Source organism: Stenotrophomonas sp. Ste86 (assembly GCF_024519465.1).
Lineage (GTDB): Bacteria > Pseudomonadota > Gammaproteobacteria > Xanthomonadales > Xanthomonadaceae > Stenotrophomonas.
Genome location: NZ_JALJRW010000006.1, coordinates 161,388 through 184,329, shown reverse-complemented (window position 1 = coordinate 184,329; position 22,942 = coordinate 161,388). Strand labels below are relative to the sequence as shown.

17 protein-coding genes are annotated in these 22,942 nt (G+C 68.4%); 8 read left to right on the top strand and 9 right to left on the bottom strand.

Features of this window, described 5'->3' with window-relative positions; translation table 11 throughout:
* The first annotated feature begins 296 nt into the window (after positions 1–296).
* Both NR101_RS08660 and NR101_RS08655 read left to right on the top strand, forming a co-directional pair.
* Complete coding sequence (locus NR101_RS08660; RefSeq protein WP_256774877.1) at positions 297–566, top strand: YcgL domain-containing protein; 270 nt, start codon at positions 297–299, stop codon at positions 564–566.
* Positions 559–3,897, top strand: coding sequence for an ankyrin repeat domain-containing protein (locus NR101_RS08655; RefSeq protein ID WP_256774876.1), 3,339 nt, complete (start codon positions 559–561; stop codon positions 3,895–3,897). The genes NR101_RS08660 and NR101_RS08655 overlap by 8 nt, the downstream gene beginning before the upstream one ends.
* Before the next feature lie 82 nt (positions 3,898–3,979).
* Here the strand turns inward: NR101_RS08655 and NR101_RS08650 are convergent, their stop codons facing one another.
* Positions 3,980–5,785 carry a monovalent cation:proton antiporter-2 (CPA2) family protein gene (locus NR101_RS08650; RefSeq protein ID WP_256774875.1) on the bottom strand — a complete coding sequence of 602 codons (1,806 nt, stop codon included), beginning with the start codon at positions 5,783–5,785 and terminating at the stop codon, positions 3,980–3,982.
* A 303-nt stretch (positions 5,786–6,088) separates the two neighbouring features.
* On the opposite strand from NR101_RS08650, the gene mgtE reads away from it, so the two are divergent.
* The 3 genes from mgtE to NR101_RS08635 all read left to right on the top strand — a co-directional run bounded on the left by mgtE (position 6,089) and on the right by NR101_RS08635 (position 11,611).
* Positions 6,089–7,459 (top strand): magnesium transporter, encoded by a 1,371-nt coding sequence (gene mgtE, locus NR101_RS08645; RefSeq protein ID WP_256774874.1) that lies wholly within the window; start codon positions 6,089–6,091, stop codon positions 7,457–7,459.
* 675 nt (positions 7,460–8,134) lie between these two features.
* On the top strand, positions 8,135–10,864 hold the full coding sequence (locus NR101_RS08640; RefSeq protein WP_256774873.1) for a bifunctional acetate--CoA ligase family protein/GNAT family N-acetyltransferase: 2,730 nt from the start codon (positions 8,135–8,137) through the stop codon (positions 10,862–10,864).
* A 48-nt stretch (positions 10,865–10,912) separates the two neighbouring features.
* Positions 10,913–11,611 (top strand): alpha/beta fold hydrolase, encoded by a 699-nt coding sequence (locus tag NR101_RS08635; protein WP_256774872.1) that lies wholly within the window; start codon positions 10,913–10,915, stop codon positions 11,609–11,611.
* 253 nt (positions 11,612–11,864) lie between these two features.
* Here NR101_RS08635 and dkgB read toward each other — a convergent pair whose 3' ends face one another.
* Together dkgB and NR101_RS08625 are read right to left on the bottom strand one after the other, a co-directional pair.
* Positions 11,865–12,668: a 2,5-didehydrogluconate reductase DkgB gene (dkgB, locus tag NR101_RS08630; protein ID WP_256774871.1), complete on the bottom strand. Its 804-nt coding sequence runs from the start codon at positions 12,666–12,668 to the stop codon at positions 11,865–11,867.
* 136 nt (positions 12,669–12,804) lie between these two features.
* Positions 12,805–14,019 carry an MFS transporter gene (locus NR101_RS08625; protein WP_256774870.1) on the bottom strand — a complete coding sequence of 405 codons (1,215 nt, stop codon included), beginning with the start codon at positions 14,017–14,019 and terminating at the stop codon, positions 12,805–12,807.
* Between the two features lie 128 nt (positions 14,020–14,147).
* Between NR101_RS08625 and NR101_RS08620 the strand changes: the two genes are divergently transcribed.
* Positions 14,148–15,050 carry a LysR family transcriptional regulator gene (locus NR101_RS08620; protein WP_256774869.1) on the top strand — a complete coding sequence of 301 codons (903 nt, stop codon included), beginning with the start codon at positions 14,148–14,150 and terminating at the stop codon, positions 15,048–15,050.
* Positions 15,051–15,119: 69 nt separating this feature from the next.
* Here NR101_RS08620 and NR101_RS08615 read toward each other — a convergent pair whose 3' ends face one another.
* The gene (locus NR101_RS08615) at positions 15,120–17,252 is read right to left on the bottom strand and encodes a methyl-accepting chemotaxis protein (protein WP_256774868.1); all 2,133 of its coding nucleotides are present in this window, start codon (positions 17,250–17,252) and stop codon (positions 15,120–15,122) included.
* Between the two features lie 174 nt (positions 17,253–17,426).
* On the opposite strand from NR101_RS08615, the gene NR101_RS08610 reads away from it, so the two are divergent.
* Both NR101_RS08610 and NR101_RS08605 read left to right on the top strand, forming a co-directional pair.
* Positions 17,427–17,879 (top strand): Rrf2 family transcriptional regulator, encoded by a 453-nt coding sequence (locus NR101_RS08610; protein WP_256774867.1) that lies wholly within the window; start codon positions 17,427–17,429, stop codon positions 17,877–17,879.
* Entirely contained in the window at positions 17,869–18,771 is a 903-nt protein-coding gene (locus NR101_RS08605) for an NAD(P)/FAD-dependent oxidoreductase (protein WP_256774866.1), read from the top strand. The genes NR101_RS08610 and NR101_RS08605 overlap by 11 nt, the downstream gene beginning before the upstream one ends.
* A 42-nt stretch (positions 18,772–18,813) precedes the next feature.
* Here NR101_RS08605 and NR101_RS08600 read toward each other — a convergent pair whose 3' ends face one another.
* Genes NR101_RS08600 through NR101_RS08580 form a run of 5 tightly spaced genes read right to left on the bottom strand, consistent with a single transcriptional unit; the run spans position 18,814 to position 22,926 of the window.
* Positions 18,814–20,046: an ABC transporter permease gene (locus tag NR101_RS08600; RefSeq protein WP_256774865.1), complete on the bottom strand. Its 1,233-nt coding sequence runs from the start codon at positions 20,044–20,046 to the stop codon at positions 18,814–18,816.
* Positions 20,043–20,738: an ABC transporter ATP-binding protein gene (locus NR101_RS08595; protein ID WP_256777728.1), complete on the bottom strand. Its 696-nt coding sequence runs from the start codon at positions 20,736–20,738 to the stop codon at positions 20,043–20,045. The genes NR101_RS08600 and NR101_RS08595 overlap by 4 nt, the downstream gene beginning before the upstream one ends.
* Complete coding sequence (locus NR101_RS08590) at positions 20,735–21,907, bottom strand: efflux RND transporter periplasmic adaptor subunit (protein ID WP_256774863.1); 1,173 nt, start codon at positions 21,905–21,907, stop codon at positions 20,735–20,737. Before NR101_RS08590 ends, NR101_RS08595 begins: the two co-directional genes overlap by 4 nt.
* Before the next feature lie 48 nt (positions 21,908–21,955).
* Positions 21,956–22,792 (bottom strand): YIP1 family protein, encoded by an 837-nt coding sequence (locus NR101_RS08585; protein WP_256774862.1) that lies wholly within the window; start codon positions 22,790–22,792, stop codon positions 21,956–21,958.
* Positions 22,744–22,926, bottom strand: coding sequence for a hypothetical protein (locus NR101_RS08580; protein ID WP_256774861.1), 183 nt, complete (start codon positions 22,924–22,926; stop codon positions 22,744–22,746). The genes NR101_RS08585 and NR101_RS08580 overlap by 49 nt, the downstream gene beginning before the upstream one ends.
* Between the last annotated feature and the right edge of the window lie 16 nt (positions 22,927–22,942).

Genomic DNA, 22,942 nt, shown 5'->3' with positions numbered 1-22,942 from the left:
TCGCATGCGACTGAACGCACAGCCGCCAGCGGCTGGGCCGGGCCGCGGAGCGGGATTCACGGCGTGTCCCGGCCACCCACCCGCCCCAACCCCCCAAACGGAAACGACGTGCTGCCTGGGGCTTCAAAAAACGCGGCCAAAAAAAGACCAAACCCACCTGAACACCCCCGCGACATTGATGAACCTGAATCTGCCGCGCGCCATCAAACCGACGCCAGAAGCCGATCCCGGCTTTCCCCCTTGCGTGGTTTCCGACACAATCATCGTATCTACTCCAGGGCAGCGCCCCGCAGGCAATGCAAGCCTACGTCTACAAAAGCCAACGCAAGCAGGACACCTACGTCTACCTCGCCGCCCGCGATGACTTCAACGCCGTCCCCGACGCGCTGAAAGCCACGCTGGCGCCGTTTGAATTCGTGCTCGAAGTCGCCCTGACCCCTGACCGTCGCCTCGCCCTGGCCGACGTCGCGCAAGTGCGCGCCAACCTGGCCGAGCGCGGATTCCATCTGCAGATGCCCCCGCCACCGGTCGCCCCGGTGCGCGTCCCGCGTCGCCGCGATGACTGATCCCCTGCGCAGCCGCGCCATGGCCATCGCGTTCGCCGCCGGCGTCCTGCTGGCCCTGGCGGCCGCGCTCGGCGGCGTGCCTGCCGCCCTTGGCGTGGCGTTGGCGCAGCCGGCGTTCGCCCTCGGCATCGCCTGGTGGCGACGTACCCGCCCCGTGCATGCGCCCCCGCAGTTGCTGCGGCAGGACCTGCCTGCGCTGCTGGTTCCCTGGCTGGCCGGCCCGCTGCTGCTGGCCGCGCTGGTGGCCTGGCCGTTGAGCGCCCTGCACGACAGCGGCAGCCTTGCCGCCGTGCTCGGCCTGAGCGTGGCCGTCAGCGCCGCCCTGCTTGGCGTCTGGCGCACGTGGCCGCTGTGGAATGAAATCGAACGCACCGATGGCAGCCTGACCGGCCACTGGCAGGCCCTGTCCGGCCGTGACCTCAGCGCCTGGCGTGGGCTGGGCGTGGCTGCGTTGGTGGTTGCCCTCTGCGCGCTGGTGGTGCTGCCGGCCTGGCCCGGCCTGGTATCGGACGCACTGCGCTGGCCGCTGACCGCCGCCGTGGTGGTGCTGTCGCCGCTGGCGCACCTGCTGCTGCAGACCATCGCCCCGGCCACCGCGCTGGCCGTGCGCAACCCCTTCGACGTGGACGGCCACGGTGCCGATGCGCTGGCCAACCACGACGCCGAACCGCAGCCGCTGGAACACCTCGGCCAGCACGAACACCTGCCAGCGCTGTATGACGCCGCCCGCAGTGGTCGCGTCGACCGTGCGCTGCAATTGCTGGCCGCCGGCGCCGATCCGCATGGCCTGCCCGATCCGGCCTGGCGCGACCAGCGCAACCTGCCGGTGCTGGCCGCCGTGCTGCCGGACCTGCGCCTGCTGCGCGAACTGATCGCGCGCGGGGTGGACGTCAATGCACCGCACCGGGGCATGACCCCGTTGCTGGCCGCCACCCGCGACAGCTGGCACGGCCGACCCGAGGCGGTGATGACCCTGCTGGCCAACGGCGCCGATTCGCGCGCGGTCGACAGCGATGGAAACACGCCGCTGCACCACGCCGCACGCAGTTCCGATCCGGGCGTGGCCGCGCTGCTGCGCGATGCCGCCGCCGAAGTGGACGCACTCAACCAGGAAGGCTGGTCGCCGCTGGCGGTGGCCTGTCAGGTCGGCAACTGGCGATTGGCGCGGTTCCTGCTCGAGCGCGGCGCCAAGACCGAGCCGGCCGAGGGCACCCCGGTGCTGCTGGCCGCCGCCGGTACCGAAGAAGATGATCCGGCCGGCGTACAGCTGCTGCTCAAGCACAAGGCGCGCGCCGACGCGCGCGACCGCCAGCGCCGCAGTGCCCTGCACGAGGCCGCGCTGGCCGGCCATGTGGACATCATCGATGTGCTGCTGGCCGCCGGTGCCAACCTCGAATCGCGCGATGCGCTTTCGCGCACCCCATGGCTGGAAGCGGCCCGGGGCGGTCGCGCGGCGGTGATCGAACACCTGCTGCCGCACCATCCCGAGCGCAATGCCGTCGATGGGGAAGGGCGCAACGCGGTGCTGCTGGCCTGCATGGCCGACAACGTGTCGCCGCTGCTGGTGCGCCGCCTGCTGGAACTGGGCATCGCCGCCGACATTCCCGATCCGCAGGGCCGTCGCGCCGTCGACATCGCCGCCAGCGCCGGGCGCTGGACCATCGTGTCGCTGCTGGACCGCAACTATCCGCTGCCGGCATCGGTCACCGACGGGCTGGTCGCGGTCGATACCGAGGCAGGCCCGGGCACGCCGTCGCTGCCGGACCGGCCGCCGCTGGACCTGCTGCGCGAAGCGCTGGGCTTCGGCAATTTCGACGGCATGGCCGCGCTGGCGCGGCTGTGCGCGGCCGACGAACTGGGTGGCCTGCTGCACGACGCCGAACTCGCACTGGATCCGCAGGCGGTCGATTGGCTGATCGCCAACGGTGCCGCGCCGGAAGTCCTCGATGCCTGCGGCGACACGCCGATGTTCGCGCTGCTGGCGCGCGGCATCGATGCCGTCCCGGCGTTGCAGGTGCTGCTGCGCCGTGGCCTGTCCCCGGCCGGTCGTGGCGGCCTTGCCCGTCTGCTCAGCGCCTGCGCCCAGCACGATCACGCCTCGCGCGGGTTGGAGCAACTGGCGCTGGAACTGCTGGAACGTGGCGCCGATCCGTTCGCGCCGTCGCCGGCCGGCGATCCGCCGCTGTCGCTGGCCGTGCGCCTGGGCTGGCTGCGGCTGCAGCATGCGCTGCTGGTGCTTGGCGTGGACCGTGAGGCGCGCGACAGCCATGGCATGACCGCCCTGCACCTGGCCACGGCGTTGGCCCGCGAAGGCTCGCTGAAACTATTGGTGCTGCAGGGCGCGTCCCCGGAAGCCCGCGCGGCCGATGGCCAGACCCCCCTGGGCGTGGCGCTGTCGATCGGTCGCCGCGACCTCGCCGACTGGCTGGACTGGCGGGTGTGGCCGCTGCCGCGACGTGCGCTGCGCGACGGCGACCTGCCCGCCGCGGCCATGTCCGGCGATGCCGATGCGGTGCGTCGCCTGATCGACCTGGGCTTTGCCGTCGACGTGGTCGACGCGCAGGGCTGCACCGCGTTGCTGCGCGCCGCGGGCGGTGGCCACCTGGCCGTGGTCGACCTGTTGCTGGCGCGTGGTGCGAACCCGCAGCACGCCGCGGCGAGCGGCGCCACGCCGCTGTCGGCAGCGGTGAGCATGCGCCAGATCGACATCGTCTCGGCGCTGCTCGACGCCGGCGCCGAACTCGAATACCGCCTGCCCGGTGGCGTCACCGTGCTGATGCTGGCCTCGGCGCTGGGCCTGCCCGACATCGTCGCGCGCCTGCTCACCGCCAGTGCCAACGTGCATGCCGGCGACGCGCAGCAACTGGGCCCGCTGCACTGTGCGGCGCTCTACGGCTTCAGCGCCCGCGACCGCTCGCGCCTGCTGGCCCTGCTCGACACCCTGCTGCTGGCCGGCGCCGAGCCCGACCAGGCCGCGGCCGGTTCGGTGACGCCGCTGTTGCTGCTGCTGGGCGCGCGCGCTGAACCGGGCACCGCCTGCGATGAGCAGGTCGTGCTGGCCGCGGTCGAGCGCCTGCTCGACGAGGACGTGTCGCTGGAGGTGCGCGATCCGCGCGGTTTCGGTCCGTTGCACCTGGCCGCCCTGCACGGGCTGCCGCTGCTGGTGCAGCGCCTGCTGCGTGCCGGTGCCGACCCGGACGTGCGCGATGCCCTCAACCGCAGCCCGCGCGAGATCGCGGTCATGCGCGGTTTCATCGACGTGGCCGGCGAGTTCGAGCCGCGCGTGCCGGGCGTGTCCTCGATGGCGCGGTTCCTGCGCGACAACGGCTGATCCGACGGACCACCGCGCGTAGCGCCGACCGTGGGTCGGCTCCCTTTCATTCCGTCGCCGCCAGCGCTTCCATCGCGCCGGTTCAACCGTGGCGGTCGCGATCCGACGCCTTCCCATCGCTCTCCGCATCGGCCTCGAACAGCTGCATCAGATCCGCGCGCGCATCGCGTGAGGTCTGGATCACCGCCGTCTCGTCGTCGTACACCAGGTACTGGTCGCGCAGCAGTTTCTCGTCATGTTCGCGGAAGCGCTGTACATGGCTGCGCGCGGTGTCCTTGGGGATGCCCAGCGCGATCAGCATCCGCTCGCTCAGCTCCAGGCTGGTGCCGAACACCTCGCGGAACGGTTCGGCGGCCATGTCCATCAACCGCCATGCGTGCTGGCGGTTGCGGGCGCGCACCAGCACCACCGCATCGGGATAGTTGCGCCGGATCAGCCGCGTCGCGCGCATGTTCGCGTCCGGGTCGTCCAGGGTCACCACGTACACGCGGATATGCTCGCCGCCGGCCGCGCGCAGCATCTCCGGCCGGGTCGGATCGCCGTAGTACAGCTTGTTGCCGAAGCGGCGCAGATCCGAGACCGTGTCCGGATTGGACTCCAACGCGACGAACGGGATCTTCTGCGCGGTCAGCAGGCGCGCCACCACCTGGCCGAAGCGGCCCATGCCGGCGATCATCACCTGCGGTGGCGCGCCATCGGTATCCACCTTGTCGGCCGGCCGTTCGTCTGCCTGTGCCGCATCCTCGCTGCCCAGCAGCCGCATCAGCGCGATCATCAGCAGCGGCGTGATCGCCATCGACAGGCCGACGATCGCCACCAGGCGGTCGTGGTTGGCATTGCCCAGCAGGTTCGCGCGCTGCGCCTCGTTGAACACCACGAAGGCGAATTCGCCGCCCAGCCACAGCACGCTGCCCAGCATCAGCGCGTGCCGGGTACGCAGCCTGGCCAGCTTGCCGATGCCGAACAGCAGCCCGAACTTCACCACGAGCAGGATCGCCACGCCCGCGGCGATCATCGCCGGCTCGGCCACGATGCGGTCCAGGTCGATGCCCATGCCCACCGCAATGAAGAACAGGCCCAGCAGCAGCCCCTTGAACGGCTCGATCTGCGATTCCAGCTCGTGGCGGAACTCCGAATCGGACAGCAGCACACCGGCCAGGAACGCGCCCAGGCTCGGGCTCAACCCGGCCTCCTGCATGAACCAGGCGGTGCCCAGCACCACCAGCAGCGCCATCGCGGTGAACACCTCGGGGCTGCGCGTGCGCGCGATGATGTTGAACAGGCGGCGCAGCACCGGCCGCCCGCACAGGATCACCACCGCCAGCGCACCCAGTGCCACCGCCACGTCCTGCCACTGCAGCGACTCGTTCTTGGCCCCACCCAACAGCGGGATCGCCGCCAGCAGCGGAATGGCGATCAGGTCCTGGAACAGCAGGATCGCAAAGCCCAGCCGACCGTAGTCGCTGTTGATCCCCTTGTGCTCGGACAGCAGCTGCAGGCCCACCGCCGTGGACGACAGCGCCAGTGCGATGCCCACGATCAGCGCGCTCTTCCACTGGAAATGATCGAGCAGCAACAGGCTGCCCAGCACGATCGCGCTGAGCGCCACCTGCAATGCACCGGCGCCGAACACCGAGCGCCGCATTACTTTCAGCCGGGCCGGTGACAGCTCCAGCCCGATCACGAACAGCAGCATCACCACGCCGATCTCGGCCGCGCCGAGGATGCGGTCGGCATCCTGCACAAAGCCCAGGCCATCGGGGCCCAGCACCACGCCGGCGGCCAGGTAGCCCAGCACCGCGCCCAGCCCCAGCTTCTTGAACACCGGTACCGCGATCACCGCCGCCAGCAGCAGCACCAGGGCCAGCTCGAGCGCGCCGCTATGCATGGAGGGACCTGCTCATGGGAGTGTCGCCGGGCAATATCGAGGCCCATTATGCGACGCCGGCGTTGGCCCAACGTCAATCGCGGCCCAACACCGCAGCCGGCCACGGGTTGACCCGCCCTGCGCCCGGGTCCAGACTGCCCGCCGCTGCCGGCACGTCCGGCAGTACACCCTTGCGGAGTCCCCAAACCCATGTCCAGCGACAGTAGAAGTCGACCTTGCTCGACGCCAGTGATGGCCACCGCCTGACGAGGGACGGTTCGCCACTGCTGGCGTCGCGCATGGCGATCCCCACAGGCGAACCCGATGAACCAGAAAGACCTGCTGCGCCCGGTGGCCGATGCCGCCGCCCTGAGCGAACCGCTGGAGCACTTCAACACCGCCGACGCGGTGGAGTTCCTCAACACCCTGGAGCTGTCGCGCGCTGCCGACACGCTGGCGGCGTTGCCGTTGCCGCGTGCGGTGAAGATGCTCGAACAGCCCGAGCTCAACCGCAGCGGCGAGCTGGTCGGCCTGCTGCCGGTGACCCGCGCCGCCGCCCTGCTCGGGCTGATGGCCGATGACCGCGCGACCGACATCGTCCATGAACTGGACGAAGACGAGCGCGCCCGCCTGATCCCGCTGCTCAGCGCCGAGGCACGCCACTCCATCCAGCAATTGCTCAGCTATCCCGCGCATACCGCCGGCGCGCTGATGACCACCGAGTTCGTCAGCGTGCCCGCCGACTGGACCGTCGGCCGCACCCTGCAGCACATCCGCGAAGTCGAGCGCACCCGCGAAACCGTCTACGCCATCTACGTGCTCGACCCGCACGCGCGCACCTTGGTGCAGGTGGTGACCATGCGCCGGCTGATCACCGGCCTGCCCGACGAGCCCATCCTCGAGGTGGCCCAGGTCAACCCGCCGGTCACCGTCGATGCGATGCTCGACCAGGAAGAAGTCGCCCAGCTGATCCGCCGCCACGACCTGCTTGCCATCCCGGTGGTGGACGCCCAGCAGCACGTGCTCGGCATCGTCACCGTCGACGACATCCTCGACGCCCTGATCGAGGAATCCACCGAGGACGCGCACAAGTTCGGCGGCATGGAAGCGCTCGAAAAGCCCTACATGCAGATCGGCTTCTTCGACATGATCCGCAAGCGCGCCGGCTGGCTCAGCGTGCTGTTCCTGGGCGAAATGCTCACCGCCAGCGCCATGCAGCACTACGAAGACGAACTCTCCCGCGCCGTCGTGCTTACCCTGTTCATCCCGCTGATCATGAGCTCCGGCGGCAACTCCGGTTCCCAGGCCACCTCGCTGCTGATCCGCAGCCTGGCCCTGCGCGAACTGCGCCTGCGCGACTGGTGGAAAGTCGCGCTGCGCGAAGTACCCACCGGCCTCACCCTCGGCGCCATCCTGGGCGTGCTGGCGATGATCCGCATCGTGTCCTGGCAGCTGCTGGGCCTGCACGACTACGGCGAGCACTGGAAGCTGCTGGCCCTCACCATCGGCGCGGCGCTGGTCGGCATCGTCACGTTCGGCTCGCTGTCCGGCTCGATGCTGCCCTTCATCCTCAAACGCCTGGGCTTCGACCCGGCCAGCGCCTCGGCGCCGTTCGTGGCCACCCTGGTCGATGTCACCGGCCTGGTGATCTACTTCAGCATCGCCGCGATGATTCTCAGCGGCACGTTGTTGTAGTCGAACACGGTGAGTGCCAGCCACGCATGGCGTGGCTCTACCTAAATGCGCCAGTGTCCGGGCGCGCGGCGGCATGCCCGCCGGGCACGGATGCCACACGCTAGTGCCGAGCCATGCTCGGCAGAGCGAACCGGCACCGGCGAAAACCACACGAGCGCGTAGCCACACCGGAATGCGCCGCTGTCCGGGCGCGCGGCGGCATGCCCCACCGGGCATGGATGCCATTCCCGCCGGGCACGGATGCCATACGGTAGTGCCGAGCCATGCTCGGCAGAACGAAGCGGCATCAGCGAAGCCACACCAGCGCGTAGCCACACCGGAATGCGCCGCTGTCCGCACGCGCGGCGGCATGCCCCGCCGGGCATGGACGCCATTCCCGCCGGGCACGGATGCCATACGGTAGTGCCGAGCCATGCTCGGCAGATCGAAGCGGCATCATCGAAACCACACGAGCGAGGCCACGTGCGGAACACAACGGCGCCAGTGTGTACGGCGGCGCAGGTTCAAGCCGTGTCTCGGCCGGGCCGAGCGGCGCTGTCCCGCACGAGGAAAGGAACTACCGGTGGACGCGCTGTCGAGCTGCCTTGAATCTCGATCCTGCACCTGCGCCAGATCATCACACCCACCACTCCAGCCGTGTACCGTGTCACCCATGACCCGGCGACTGTGCGGCCCATGAGCACCTACCACCTGCAATCCGTTTTCCGTCCGCAATCGGTCGCCGTCATCGGCGGCAGCCCGCGCGAACGCTCCGCCGGCCGCGCCGTCATGCGCAACCTGCGCGCCACCGGCTTCCCCGGCAAGGTCGCCTGGATCAACCCGCGCTACAGCGACATCGACGGCATCCGCACCGTCAAACGGCTCAAGGATCTCGACTGGGTTCCCGAGCTGGTCATCATCACCGCGCCGGCCAGCATCGTCCCCCAGGTGGTGGCCACCGCCGCCGAGCGTGGCGTCGCCGCCGCCATCATCCTCACCGCCAACCTGGGCCAGGGCCCCGGCTCGCTCGCCGCCCAGGTCGAAACCGCCGCCCGCGCCAAAGGCCTGCGCATTCTCGGCCCGCACTGCCTGGGCGTCATCGCCCCGCATGCCCGCCTCAATGCCAGCATCGCCGCCCACTTCCCGCAGGCCGGTGACCTCGCCCTGATCTCCGAATCCAGTGCGATTGCCGCCGCGCTCGTGGAATGGGGCGTCGCCCGTTCGGTCGGCTTCTCCGCCGTGGTCTCGCTCGGCGACACCCTCGACGTCGACTTCGGCGACCTGCTCGACTACTTCGCCACCGACTACCGCACCCGCGCGATCCTGCTCTACGTCGAACACATCGGCGACGCGCGCAAGTTCATGTCGGCCGCGCGTGCGGCCGCCCGTGCCAAACCCGTCGTCGTGGTCAAGTCCGGCCGCCACATCCGCATCGATCCCGACGCCGACACCCATGTGCAGGCCCTGGCCAGCAGCGACGCCGTCTACGGCGCGGCGTTCAACCGCGCCGGCCTGCTGCGCGTCAGCGCGCTGGACGAGTTGTTCACCGCCGCCGAAACCCTTGGCCGGCTCGGCACCTTCCCCGGGCGGCGGCTGGCCATCCTCAGCAACGGTGGCGGGGTAGGGCGGCTGGCGGTCGACCAGCTGCTGGCGCTGCGCGGCAGCCTCGCCGAGCTGTCGCCGGCCACCGTCGCCCAGCTCGATGCGGTGCTCCCGCAAGGCTGGTCGCGCAGCAACCCGGTGGACATCGTGGTCGACGCCGACGGCGAGCGCTACGCCGCGGCCATCGACGCGCTGATGTCCGACAGCGAAAACGACGCGGTGCTGGTGGTCAACGTGCCCACCGCGTTCACCTCCTCGGCCGACGCCGCGCAGGCGCTCACCCGCACCCTTGGCCTGCGCCCGCGCCACCACCGCGATAAACCGGTGTTCGCGGTCTGGCTGGGCAACGACGACCGCGCCACTGCCACCCTCAATGCGGCGCGCGTGCCGACCTATCCCACCGAAGCCGAGGCCGTGCGCGGCTTCCAGCATCTGGTGCGCTACCGCGACGCGCAGGCCGCGTTGATGGAAACCCCGCCCAGCCTGCCCGAAGATTTCGTGGTCGACACCGTCGCCGCGCGGGCGCTTGTCGAGCGCGCGCTCGCCGCCGGCCAGCAGTGGCTGGACCCGATCGCCACCCACCAGCTGCTCACCGCCTACGGCATTCCCTCGGCGCCGGTGATGCAGGCGCGCGACGCGCACGAGGCGATGGACCTGGCCCAGCCGCTGCTGGAGCAGGGCGCGACGGTCGCGGTGAAAGTGTTCTCCGCCGACATCCCGCACAAGTCCGACGTCGATGGCGTGCGCCTCAACCTCGGCACGCTGCAGGCGGTGCATGCCGCCGCCACCTCGATCATCGCGCGGGCGCATGAAAAGCGCCCGGATGCACGCATCGACGGCGTGCTGGTGCAGCCGACCATCGTCCGCCCCAAGGCGCGCGAACTGATCGCCGGCATCGCCGACGACCCGACCTTCGGCCCGGTGATCGTGTTCGGCCGCGGCGGCACCGCGGTGGAAGTGATCGACGACAAGGCGCTGGCGCTGCCGCCACTGGACCTGCGCCTGTCGCACGAACTGATCGGCCGCACCCGCGTCTCGCGCATCCTCAAGGCGTACCGTGACGTGCCGGCCGCCGACGAACGCGCGGTTGCGCTGATCCTGGTCAAGCTGGCCCAGCTGGCCGCCGACATCCCCGAGATCCGCAGCCTGGACATCAATCCACTGCTGGCCGACCGCGACGGGGTGATCGCGCTGGACGCACGCGTGGCCATCGCGCCCTCGCGCAAGCTGCACAAGGGCCGTGGCCATCCGCGTTTTGCCGTGTTCCCGTACCCCAAGGAGTGGGAGCGCACCATTACCCTGTCCGACGGTGCGCCCGCCTTCGTGCGCCCGGTGCGCCCGGAAGACGACGCGCTGTTCCGCGCGTTCTTCGCCCGCGTCACCGACGACGATCTGCGCCTGCGCTTCTTCCAGTCGGTCAAGCATTTCAGCCACGAGTTCATCGCCCGCCTGACCCAGCTCGATTACGCCCGCTCGATCGCGCTGGTGGCCATCGACCCGCGCAGCGGCGACATGCTCGGCGCGGTTCGCCTGCATGCCGACGCCGATTACGACCGCGGCGAATACGGCATCCTGATCCGCTCGGACCTCAAGGGGCACGGCATTGGCTGGCGCTTGATGAGCATCATGATCGAGTACGCGCAGTGGCTGGGCCTGAACATCATCGAAGGCCAGGTGCTGCGCGAGAACAGCACCATGCTGGCGATGTGCCAGAGCCTGGGCTTCAAGACCCGGCTCGATCCAGACGATTCCACCGTGATGGTGGTGACCCTGCCGGTGCAGGATGTGCAGGTGCCCGCGCCGCCAGATACTGCAACGCACTGAGCCATCGGCGGCACGGCTCGTGCACGCCGGCGGGGCGACACTATCGCCATGACCGACCGCCTCCCCCTGCTTCTCCTCCCCGGCCTGCTCAACGACGCTGAACTCTGGCGGGCGCAGATCGCCGACCTGTCCGATATCGCCGACTGCAGTGTGGGCGACCAGACCCGTGGCGAGACGCTGCAGGCAGTGGTTGATGACGTGCTGGCGCAGGCACCGGCGCGTTTCGCCCTGGCCGGTTTCTCGCTCGGCGGCTTCGTCGCCCAGCAGATCCTGCGCACGGCACCGGAGCGGGTGCTGCGGCTGGCCCTGATCGATACGTCGATCCATGCCGATTCGCCCGAGCGCGCCGCCCAGCGCCGGTCGCAGCGCGCCAGCGTGCGCCTGCCCGGCACCTTCCACGGCTTTGGCGACACGCTGATGCGCAGCTACATCGACGCCTCGCGGCTGGACGATTACGTGCTGGTGCAGCGCGTGCGCGACATGACCGCGCGGCTCGGTGCCGACGTGTTCCTTCGCCAGAGCGCACTCGAACGTGGCGACGGCCACGACGTCCTGGCCGGCTACCGCGATCCGCTGCTGATCGTGTGCGGTGCCAACGACCGCATCACCCCGCTGGCGATCAGCGAGGAAATGCACGCGCTGGTGCCGGGATCGACACTGGTGGTGGTGCCTGATTGCGGGCACCTGGCGCCGATGGAGAAACCGGACGAGGTGAGCTCCGCGATGCGCGCATGGTTGCAGGCCTGATTCAATACTGTCGCCGCGGCCGCGGATGCTGGTTGGGCCGCATCCCGATCAACTGCCGTGAAATGCGCCAGGTTCGGCAATGGCATGACCCGCGTCGACGCACAGGCTCCTGCAACGGCTCATGCGTTCGCCGCGCCGATCCACATGGTCGACGGTCGATACGGATCCGACCCTACCGCCGCCTATATCGGGAACACGGCCAGCAGGCGCGAAGGAAGAACACCACCGCGACTGCCGACCAGGCCCGCCTGCCTCAATCCCAGTCCGGCGCGATGCCTTCCGGGTTGGCCAGGCGCTGCCCACGGTCCAGGGTGGCGATCTGCGCCATGTCCGCATCGCTCAGGCGCAGGTCGGCGGCGAGCAGGTTGCTGGCCAGGTTCTCGCGCTTGGTGGAGGAGGGGATCACCGCGTAGCCCTGCTGCAATGCCCATGCCAATGCGACCTGCGCGGGGCTGGCCTGGTGGCGCTCGGCAATGGCCTGGATCACCGGGTCCTTGAGCACCTCGCCGTAGGCCAGGCTCATGTACGCGGTGACGTGGATGCCCTGTTCCTTCAGGAACGCGATCAGCGCGCGGTTCTGCAGGTATGGGTGCACTTCGATCTGGTTGGTGGCGATGGCATCGGCACCCAGGATCTCGATCGCCTGGCGGGTCTGGGCGATGGTGAAGTTGGAGATGCCGATCTGCCGGGTCAGGCCCAGCGATTTTGCTTCCGCCAGTGCGCCCAGGTACTCGGCCATCGGCACCGCATCCTTCGGCGAGGGCCAGTGGATCAGGGTCAGCTCGACATGGTCGGTGCGCAGCTTGCGCAGGCTCTCGCGCAGGCTGTCCAGCAGCGTGTCGTGGCTGAAGCTGGCGATCCACACTTTGGTGGTCAGGAACAGATCGTCACGGGCCACGCCGGATTCGGCGATGGCCTGGCCAACCTCGGCCTCGTTGTCGTAGATCTGTGCGGTGTCGACGGCGCGGTAGCCCACGTCCAAGGCGTTGCGGACCGAGTCGATGACGGTCTGGCCCTTGAGGCGGAACGTGCCGAGGCCGAATGCGGGAATGCTCATGGAAACTCCTTCATGGGGTGAGGTGCAGGCTACGCCGTGCACCGTAAAGCGACGTAGAGCCGACCGTTGGTCGGCTGCTGTTGCGTGAAACGAACCGTTTGTCGACCGCCGTTGCGGAGGTCCGCCACACGATCCATCAATGCGCACTCACCGCGATGCCGTCGGCGCGGTCGGCCACGCCATCGCGACGATCCAGGCGACCACTCAGCACGGTCAGGCCCAGTGCGCCCAGTACCACCAGCGCACCCAGCCACGGGGTGTGCATCAGCCCGAGGTGATCCACCACCAGCCCGCCCAGCGACGCACCGAGGGCGATGCCGACGTTGAAGGCGGCGATGTTCAGGCCCGAGGCGACGTCGGCGGCCTGCGGGGCGAAACGCTGCGCCTGCTTGACCACGTACACCTGCAGCCCCGGCACGTTGCCGAAGGCCACCGCACCGAGTGCGAGCACGGTCAGCAGCACCAGCCAGGTGTTGTAGGCGGTGAAGGTGAGCACGAACAGCACCGCGGCGAGCAACGCGAAGATCAACGTCAGCGCCGGGACCGGACCGCGACGGTCGGCCAGGCGACCGCCCCACAGGTTGCCGATGGCCACCGACACGCCGTACACCAGCAGCACGCCGCTGACCGCGTTGGCCGAAAAGCCGCTGACGTCCTGCAGGATCGAGGCCAGGTAGGTGAAGGACAGGAACGTGCCGCCGTAGCCCAGCGCGGTGATCGCATACACCAGCAACAGACGCGGCTGCGCCAGTACCGACAACTGCTGGCCGAACGTGGCCGGCTCGCTGCGCTGAAGATTGCGCGGCACGAACAGCAGGCTGCCGATCAGCGCGATCACACCGAGCGCGGCCACCGCCAGGAACGTCGCGCGCCAGCCCAGGTGCTGACCGATGAAGGTGCCCAGCGGCACCCCGGTGACCAGCGCCACGGTGAGCCCGGTGAACATGATCGCGATCGCGCTGGCGGCCTTCTCCTTGGGCACCACCGAGGTGGCGATGATCGAGCCGATCGAGAAGAACACGCCATGTGCCAGGCCGGTGAGCACCCGCGCCACGATCAGCGAGCCGTAGCCCGGCGCCATCCAGGCGATCACGTTGCCCAGCGTGAACAGCACCATCAGCGCCACCAGCAGGGTCTTGCGCGGCACGCGGCCGGTGAGGGCGGTCAGCACCGGCGCGCCCACCGCCACGCCCAGGGCGTACAGCGAGACCAGCAGGCCGGCCGAGGGCAGGGACACGCCGAGGTCGGCGGCGATGGTCGGGATCAGCCCGACGATGACGAATTCGGTGGTGCCGATGGCGTACGCACCAAGCGTGAGCGCCAGCAGGGCCAAGGGGATGCCACGGGACATGGTGGGTTACCGGTGGGAGGTGAGGCTGCGCAGTCTGCGCGCCGCACTCTTGCCGAAAAAGCGGCCTTCACGCCAATCACTCTTGCCCCATGATCAATAATAGGCCTTCCGCGTGCCGGCTCACCGCCATGAAAACCACCCTCGACGAAATGCAGGCCTTCATCGCGGTGATCGACAGCGGCTCGATCACCGCCGCCGCCGAAACCCTGGGCCAGACCACCTCCGGGGTGAGCCGGGCGCTGGCGCGGCTGGAGGAAAAGCTCGGTACCACGCTGCTGACCCGTACCACGCGGCGCCTGCAGCTCACCGAAGAAGGGGCCGCTTTCCTCGAACAGTCGCGCGCCATCGTGGCCTCGGTGGAGGCCGCCGAAGAGCAGATCGCCGCCCGCCGCGACCGTCCGGCCGGGCGCCTGCGCGTGGATGCGGCGATGCCGTTCGTGCTGCATGCGATCGCGCCGCTGGTCGCTGCGTACCGGGCGCGCTACCCGGACGTGCTGTTGGAACTCAACAGCAGCGAGCGCTACATCGATCTGCTGGAACGGCGCACCGACGTGGCGATCCGGATCGGACCGCTGGCCGATTCCACCCTGCATGCGCGGCCGCTGGCGCACAGCCGCCTGCGGGTCCTGGCCAGCCCGGCGTACCTGCAGCAGCACGGCACGCCCACACGCGTGGCTGAGCTGCGCGGGCACACGCTGCTGGGCTTCAACGAACCGGACTCGCTCAATCATTGGCCATTGCCCGGCGACACCGACGCACTGCTGCACGTGCGCCCGGCCATCGCCGTCTCCAGCGGCGAAACCCTGCGCGCGCTGGCACTGGAGGACGTCGGCATCGTCTGCCTGTCCGACTTCATGACCCATCGTGATCGCGACGCCGGGCGGTTGGTCCAACTGCTGCCGGAACTCACCGTGGAGGTGCGCCAGCCGATCCATGCGGTGTATTACCGCAACACGGCGGTGTCGGCGCGGATCAGCTCGTTCCTGGACCACCTGGCCGCCGCCATGGTCGGCGACCCCTACCTCCGGTAGTGCCGGCCGCTGGCCGGCAACCGCGCGATGCCGGGTTCATGGGGTTGCCGGCCAGCGGCCGGCACTACCTCATGCGGCCCGCGAAAAGCCGGGCGGTGCGGCCTTCCCGGCATCCAGCACGAACACATCCACCGCCTCGTTGAGGGCGATGGCCTGTTCTTCCATGCTGCGTGCGGCCGCCGTTGCTTCCTCGACGAGCGCGGCATTCTGCTGGGTAGCTTCATCCATGTGCACCACGGTCTGGTTGACCTGTTCGATGCCCGCGGACTGCTCCTGCGACGCGGCGGAAATCTCGGCCATGATGGCGGTCACCTGCTGCACGCCGCTGACGATCTCGCCCATGGTCTGCCCGGCCTGCTGCACCAGCCGCGCGCCGCTGGCGACATCGCCGACGGAGAGGTCGATCAACGTCTTGATCTCCTTGGCGGCCCCGGCCGAACGCTGGGCCAGCGTGCGCACTTCGCTGGCGACCACGGCAAACCCGCGGCCATGTTCGCCGGCACGCGCCGCTTCCACCGCCGCGTTGAGCGCCAGGATGTTGGTCTGGAACGCGATGCCATCGATCACCGAGATGATTTCGGCGATGCGCCGGGACGAGGTCTGGATCGCGCCCATGGTCTGCACCACCTGGCCGACGACCTCACCGCCCTCGGCAGCCACCGCGTGCGCGCCGATCGCCAGCTGGTTGGCCTGGCGCGCGTGTTCGGCGTTCTGGCGCACGGTGGAGGTCAGCTCTTCCATCGAGGCGGCGGTTTCTTCCAGGTTGGCCGCCTGCTGCTCGGTGCGCTGGGACAGATCGTTGTTGCCTGTGGCGATCTCCCCGGCCGCCGCCTGGATCGACTGCGCGGCGCGCTTGATGTCGCCGACGATGCCGGTCAGCTGGCCGGTGGTCAGCGCCACATCGTCGCGCATGCGGGCGAACACGCCGTGGAACTGGCCGTGCATGCGCGCGCTGAGATCGCCGCGTGCGATCGCCTGCAGCACGGTCGACACCTGCTCCAGATCCTGTTCGGTCGTCTGCATCAGCCGGTTGAGGCCACCGACCATGTCGCGGAAGTCGTACTGGTAACGCGCTTCGTCGCCACGCTGGCTGAAATCGCCGGCCGCCGCTGCCGTGGCGAGGCGCTTGATCTCGGCATTGATCGCGCCCAGGTTGACCTTGGCGGTATCCAGCGCCTGGGTGATCACCGCCTTTTCGCCGGGCAGACGTTCCATGTCCAGCGACAGATCGCCCACCGCATAGCGGCCCATGATCTCGATCGCGCGCATCTTCACCTGGATATGCGCATGCACCAGCGCGTTGCTGTCGCGGACCATCTGGCCGTAGCCGCCGGGGAAGGCAGTGTCGTCCATGCGGTAGCTGATCTGGCCGGCGTCATGGCGCTCGGCCATGGTGGCCTGCGCGGCCAGCACCTCCTTGAGCGTGCGGGTCACCGCGCCCATGGCCTGGCCGAGGCGGCCGATCTCGTCGCGGCTGTGCACCTGCACGCTGTGGTCCAGCTCACCGCGAGCTACCGCACGTGCGGCGGCTTCCACCGCCACCACCGGGGCGATCACCGCACGACGCAGCCACACGGCCAGCACGCCCATCAGTACCGCGGCGGCCAACGCGGTCAACACGGCACAGAGCAGCAGCGTGCGGCGTGCCTGCGTCGAGCGCGATGTCACCGCCTGTTCGGCCACCTGCGCGGTCTGCTTGCCCAGCGCATCCAGCGTGGTGCCCAACGCACGGTCCTTGCCCCGCACCAGCGCATCGCCCTGCAACGGGCTGTAGCCGCTGGTGGCGAACGCCTCGAGTGCGCCGTGGTAGTCCTTCTGCAGCGCGGCGTGCTGGGCCAGGAAGCGGGCGGCCAGTCGTGCGGTGTTGGCGTCGTCGCTGCCGGCCAGCGCCTTGGCCAGCGCGGCGGTCTTGCCGCCCTGGCTGTCGAACGCGGCCAAATGGTGCGTGCGCAGCGCTTCATCGCTGCCGCGGATCAGCACGTTCTTCCATTCCTGCACCTGCAGCCGGAACTCGCGCTGCAGCAATTCGGCCTGCGCGTTGCGCGCCACCGCTGGTGGAACGTCGGTGGACAGGTTCAACCAGGCCGAGGCAAGCCCGGCCAAGGCGCACAGCACCACGATGGCCAGACCGAGCGACAGCGCGCCCAGCAACTTGAACTGCAGGCTCAGGGCGCGCGTGGGCACGCTGGATGTCTTGTTCATGGGGAGGGAAAGTGAGGGAGGGCGATGCGGTATCGGTTCGCGGCAGCTCCTTCTGAAGTGGGATGTGCATCACATTTATGTCTCCATTTACTGAAATGAAAATGATGTGACAGTGCCCAATGACATGCCCAGGCGGTGCTGGACACCCGGTCGATTTGTAACTATGGTTGTTACATGAAATCCAGCAACCAGTTCTCCGACGCCCTGCATGTGATGGCCCATCTGGTCGGTCAGGATGGCCCACGCACTTCCGAGCAGCTCGCCATGTGCCTGCCCACCCACCCGGTGGTGATCCGGCGCCTGCTTGCCGCCCTGCAACGGGGCGGGCTGGTGCGCACGGTGCGCGGTCACGGCGGCGGCAGCCAGCTGGCACGTGAGCCGGCACAGATCACCCTGCACGACGTCTACATCGCCATCGGCGCGCCGGCCCTGCTGCACACCGGTGCGCGCGAGACCGGACGTGGCTGTCCGGTGCAGCAGGTGGTCAACGAGGCGCTGGACGACAGCTACCGCCAGGCCCAGGCCCTGCTTGAGCAGCGCCTGCGCGGCACCACCCTGGCCACCCTCGGCGAGGCCTTCGCCCGCCACCTGGCCCGCCATGCAGCAGGAGTTCCCCATGCGATTTGACGCCGTGATCGTAGGCGGCAGTTTTGCCGGCCTGTCCGCCGCCCTGATCCTGGCGCGTGCGCGCCGCGACGTCCTGGTGATCGACAGCGGGCTGCCGCGCAACCGCTTCGCCGCGCATTCGCACGGCGTGCTGGGCCAGGACGGCATCGCCGGTAGCGAGATGCTCCGGCAGGCCAAGGCGCAGCTGCTGGACTACCCGACCGTGCGCTGGGTCAGTGACACCGTCACCGACGCACATGCCAGCGCCGATGGCTTCACGGTCACCACCGCCGACGGCGGCACGTGGGCAGCGCGCAAGCTGCTGCTGGCCACCGGTATCCGCGACGAATTGCCCGACATTGCCGGGGTGAGCGAACGGTGGGGCCACAGCGTGCTGCACTGCCCGTACTGCCACGGCTACGAGGTCGGCGGCGGCGCGATCGGCCTGCTTGGCGGTCACGCGATGTCGGTGAAGATGGCCGGCCTGCTCGCCGACTGGGGCCAGGTCACGCTGTTCGCGCACGGCATGGTCATCGACGACGACGAACGGGCGATGCTGCAGCGGCGCGGCGTCAGCATCGAAACCGCGCAGGTGGTCAAACTGGCCGGGCAGGCGCCGGACCTGAGCGGGGCGCTGCTTGCCGACGGCCGCCACATCGACCTGCGCGCGCTGTTCGTTGCGGCCCGCCAGCACATGGCCTCGCCGCTGGTCGAACAGCTCAGCTGCGTGCTGGAAGACAGCCCGATCGGCGTGCTGGTGCAGGTGGACGCGCAGAAGCAGACCAGCGTGCCCGGCGTGTACGCCGCCGGCGATGCGACCGTGGTGGGCAACATCACCCTGGCCAATGCCGAAGGTGTCCGCGCCGGAATCAGTGTGCATCACGCGCTGGTGGCCGAGGACAGCGCGCCGTAGCCGCGGCGGAGCGGCAAAACCGGCGCGCGGGTCGATCTCCGCTCAGCTGCGGCGCATTGCCTCGATGGGTTCCATGTTGGCGGCCTTGACCGCGGGAATGACGCCGAACGATCCGCCGATCAGTACGCAGAAGCCCATCGACAACCCGATTGCCCATAGCGGGGTGGACGGCGGAGGGAAGCCGGGGATCAGGCCCACTCCCATGATCGCCACGGTGCTCAACAACAGGCCCAGCAGGCAGCCGGCCAGGGCCATCATCACCGCCTCGGACAGGAACATCACCACGATCCAGTTGCGGGTGGCCCCCAACGCCTTGAGGATACCGATCTCCCGGGTGCGTTCGGCGACGGATACCAGCATCATGTTCATGATGCCGATACCACCAACCAGCATCGATATGGCCATGATGCCGCCGGAAATCAGCGAGATCGACAGGCTCATCTCGTTGAACGCATCCATGAACTGGGTCGAGGTCTGCACCTCGAAATCTTCTTCTTCATCATCGGCGATGCCACGCGATTGCCGCAGCAACTGACGGATACGCTCGATGGTGTCGCTCATGCGCGCCGGGTCGTCAACTTCCAGCTGGATCCAGAAGCTTGGATCGCGCTCGCGGCTGCTCATTGCGCGGCCGGTGGAAAATGGCATCAGGACCAGATCATCCTGGTCCACCCCGAAGCTCTTGCCGCGTCGCTCCAGCACCCCCACCACCTTGGCCCATCCCGAGCCCACCTGGATGTACTCCCCGATAGGGTTGTCAGGCATTTTCAGCTGTTTGGCCACGCTTGGACCAATGACCGCTACCCGGCGCCGCGCTTCATCGTCGGAGGCCACCAGGAAGCGTCCCTTCTCCGGGTAGGTGCGAAGCAGGTTCTGCCAGCTGCTGGCGGTCCCCTTGACGTCGGTGATGGTGGACTTTCCCTTGTACTGAACGGTGCCGCGGAACTGTCCGAAGACACTCATCTCCGGGGTGATGTTGGAGATGCCGTGGACGCGCCTGGCCACCAGGTCCAGCTCTTCATAGCGGAGATAGGCGATGCGTCCCTTCAACTGGTCTTCGAAGGAGTTCTTTGGCTGAATGGTCACCGAGTTGGCGCCGAAACCCTCGAAACGTTCATTGATCTGGGTGTTGAAGCCGGCAATGATGGATACCACGGTGATGGTGGCTGTAACGCCGATGGCGACGCCCAGCGAGGTCAGCACGGTACGCCCCGGACTTGCCAACAGCGACCGGAACGCGGCCGAGACGCTTTCCAGCAGGATGCGGTCGATCATGCCACCACCTCCCCGTCGCGGATCTCGATCACCCGATGGCAGCGTACGGCGATCTCTGGATCATGCGTGACGATCACGATCGTGTTGCCCTCGGCGTGTAGCGCCTCAAACAACCCCAGCACCGCCTCGCGGCTGGCCAAGTCCAGGTTGCCGGTGGGTTCGTCGGCCAGAATCAGCGCCGGTCGGGTGACCAGCGCCCGCGCGATCGCCACCCGTTGCTGCTGCCCACCGGAGAGCTGCGAGGGATAGTGGCTGCTTCGATCGGACAGGCCCACCCGCGCAAGCATGCCTTCAGCGCTACGGCGGCGCTCGGCCGCGCCGACGCCGGCAAATACCAGGGGCTGGGCGACATTGTCCACGGCGGTCAACTTGGGCAGGAGGGAATAGTTCTGGAACACAAAGCCGATCCGCTGGTTGCGGATACGCGCCAGGGCTGTCGGACTCCTGCCGGTGATCGGGACGCCTTCGAACCACAGCTCGCCGCTGCTGGGGCGATCCAGGCAACCGAGAATGTTCATCAGCGTTGACTTGCCTGATCCGGACGAGCCGACGATCGCCATGTAATCGCCCGCCATCACCGACAGCGAGACGTTCTTCAGCGCTGCCAGCGGCTCGCCGCCGCTCATGAACTGCTTGTTGACCTGACGGACGTCCAACACGGCGGCCGCGGCGCCTGCGGGCACGCTGCTCATTGGGTCTGCACGCTTCGCACGATGTCGCCGTCCTTCAAGTGCCGCAGTTGCTCATACGGTCCAACCACGAAGCGGTCGCCGGCGCTGACGCCCGCACTGATCACCTGGAACTCGTCATCGGCACGGCCAAGTTCGACCACGCGCTTGCGTGCCCGGTTGCCTTCAACCACAAACAGGTGGTGGCGTCGCTCGCCGCGCCCCAGCGGTTCGCTGAGGATCGCGCGCAATGGCACCGCAGGTGCTGCTTGCCCCGCCGCAACCACGACCTCGGCTCGAACCGTCATGTCCTTGAGAACGCCTGCGGTGTCCATCGCCGGGAAGGCCACGCGCGCCTTGTACTTGAGCGCTTCGTTGCCCTGCTTGGGTTGAGCCGCCAGGCCGATCTCGGCGACCTTGCCGGTCATCCGTCGCTCGCCCAGTGCAACCACGTCCACCTCCACCGGTTGGCCGATCGCCAATCTGCCGACGTCCACCTCATCGACAAGCAGGTCGGCCACCACGTCCTGGGTATCGGCCAGTGTCATCAGTTGCGAGCCGGCCATGTTGGTAATCCCGGCAACGGCGGTCTCGCCGATCTTGATCGCCACATCCACCACCTGGCCATCGAATGGCGCGCGGATGACGGTCTTGCCCAGGTTCTCCTCGATGCTCCTGCGCATGGCCGTGGCCATCTTCAGATTGTCGCGTTGGATCTGCAGGTCATGTCGGGCCAGGTTGGCGGTGGTCTGGATGTCGTCGTAGCCGTCGCGACTCATCAGCTGCCGCTCGAAGATTTCACGGCTTCGCTGCGCATGCCGGTCCGCGCGGTCCAGACTGTCATTGGCGCGTCGGAGCATGCCTTGCTGGGCCGCGATGCTTGCCGTCTGGCGGGACAGCTCGGCCTGCAGCGTACTGGGATCGAACTCCAACAGAATATCGCCCTGCTTGACGAAATCGCCCATCGACACCGCGATACGCGAGACGCGGCCGGTGATCTCAGGGCGCAGCTCGACGGTCCGGACGAATGCAACCGAACCGGACGCCAGTACCGTGGTGCGCACCGGCCGGACCTGGACCTGGCCGATCTCCACCGCTTGGGTCTGGGTGGGGGCCAGCAGCCTTGCCGCCACGAGGATGATCACGATCACCGCACCGATCAGGCCGAGGCGGGCACGCTTGCTCTTGAACAAACCGACTCCAATCAGGGGCGCAACCCTGCTGTTGAGTACCGCACGGGATCAGAACGCGACGATGGCCGCCCATATGGCGTAGATCAGGACGAAGGGAAAGAAGCCAACCAGCTGCCCCACCCACCAGGCGGTACCGGTCCAGCGGGAGAATCCAACCCCGAGAATCACCGCGTTCCAGCCCAGGAACACATCCAGGCTGGTCGCCAGCGGTGCCCAGCGATCACTCGAGGGCAGGTGCAGGAACAGGTGGTTGACCGAGGCCACGGCCACGTCCTCGGGCATCAGGTAGCTCACATCCAGCGTGAGGATGTAGAGCAGCGCGATCACGCTGGAGAGCGCAGTGGGTACCGCTGCCCAGATCGACAGCGCCATCCAGGTGGCAATGCCCGTCTGGCGTTCGCTGAGCAGGCGAGACAGCACCAGCAGGTACACCGCTCGGAATGCAAGAATCATCAGGATCGATGCCAGCCCGGCGAACAGCATCAGCGCGCACATCATGCCGGCGGTCAACTCGCCCATACGCATCTCCACCTCCTGGCGCGACACGCCCTCCTTCATCCGCGCCATGCTGCTGTCGATCATCCTCTCCAACAACCAGCCGAAATCAACCCGGCTGTAGTAGTAGACCCACAATGTCGAAAAGGAGAGCAGCAGCAGTACCAGCGGAAGCAGGGCGTGGCGTCGGCGCCGCGCGATGTCATCACATGCGGCGGCGGGTGAAACGAGAACATTGAGCAGTGTCGTCCAGGCGCTGGGCCGGGGGGTATCGGGAAGTGTCGCCACGGTATCCATCGTATCCTTCGCGTGCATGCGGCTGCGGTGGGCGGATCTGACTGTCAACGCTTCCTGGACAGCACCAGGCCGATGATCGAAAAGCCGAGCCATGCGCTGTAACAGGCCATCCACAGTCCAAGCCCGGAACCGGCCCGGCTGACCCCGGCCAAGCTCATGCCCAGATGCATGGCGGCCGTGATAACCAGGCCAACCACACCGATGATCAGAAGCGGGTTCTTCTTCATTGCTGTCTCCTTGAAA

What these genes read in the sequence shown, in the direction of transcription:
- NR101_RS08650 (WP_256774875.1), bottom strand. Translation starts at nt 5,785, where the DNA reads ATGCATAGCGGCGCGCTCGAGCTGGCCCTGGTGCTGCTGCTGGCGGCG.
- dkgB (WP_256774871.1), bottom strand. Translation starts at nt 12,668, where the DNA reads ATGAGCATTCCCGCATTCGGCCTCGGCACGTTCCGCCTCAAGGGCCAG.
- NR101_RS08610 (WP_256774867.1), top strand. Translation starts at nt 17,427, where the DNA reads ATGAAATCCAGCAACCAGTTCTCCGACGCCCTGCATGTGATGGCCCAT.
- NR101_RS08625 (WP_256774870.1), bottom strand. Translation starts at nt 14,019, where the DNA reads ATGTCCCGTGGCATCCCCTTGGCCCTGCTGGCGCTCACGCTTGGTGCG.
- NR101_RS08605 (WP_256774866.1), top strand. Translation starts at nt 17,869, where the DNA reads ATGCGATTTGACGCCGTGATCGTAGGCGGCAGTTTTGCCGGCCTGTCC.
- NR101_RS08635 (WP_256774872.1), top strand. Translation starts at nt 10,913, where the DNA reads ATGACCGACCGCCTCCCCCTGCTTCTCCTCCCCGGCCTGCTCAACGAC.
- NR101_RS08580 (WP_256774861.1), bottom strand. Translation starts at nt 22,926, where the DNA reads ATGAAGAAGAACCCGCTTCTGATCATCGGTGTGGTTGGCCTGGTTATC.
- NR101_RS08655 (WP_256774876.1), top strand. Translation starts at nt 559, where the DNA reads ATGACTGATCCCCTGCGCAGCCGCGCCATGGCCATCGCGTTCGCCGCC.
- NR101_RS08600 (WP_256774865.1), bottom strand. Translation starts at nt 20,046, where the DNA reads ATGATCGACCGCATCCTGCTGGAAAGCGTCTCGGCCGCGTTCCGGTCG.
- NR101_RS08660 (WP_256774877.1), top strand. Translation starts at nt 297, where the DNA reads ATGCAAGCCTACGTCTACAAAAGCCAACGCAAGCAGGACACCTACGTC.
- mgtE (WP_256774874.1), top strand. Translation starts at nt 6,089, where the DNA reads ATGAACCAGAAAGACCTGCTGCGCCCGGTGGCCGATGCCGCCGCCCTG.
- NR101_RS08615 (WP_256774868.1), bottom strand. Translation starts at nt 17,252, where the DNA reads ATGAACAAGACATCCAGCGTGCCCACGCGCGCCCTGAGCCTGCAGTTC.
- NR101_RS08595 (WP_256777728.1), bottom strand. Translation starts at nt 20,738, where the DNA reads ATGAGCAGCGTGCCCGCAGGCGCCGCGGCCGCCGTGTTGGACGTCCGT.
- NR101_RS08640 (WP_256774873.1), top strand. Translation starts at nt 8,135, where the DNA reads ATGAGCACCTACCACCTGCAATCCGTTTTCCGTCCGCAATCGGTCGCC.
- NR101_RS08620 (WP_256774869.1), top strand. Translation starts at nt 14,148, where the DNA reads ATGAAAACCACCCTCGACGAAATGCAGGCCTTCATCGCGGTGATCGAC.
- NR101_RS08585 (WP_256774862.1), bottom strand. Translation starts at nt 22,792, where the DNA reads ATGGCTCGGCTTTTCGATCATCGGCCTGGTGCTGTCCAGGAAGCGTTG.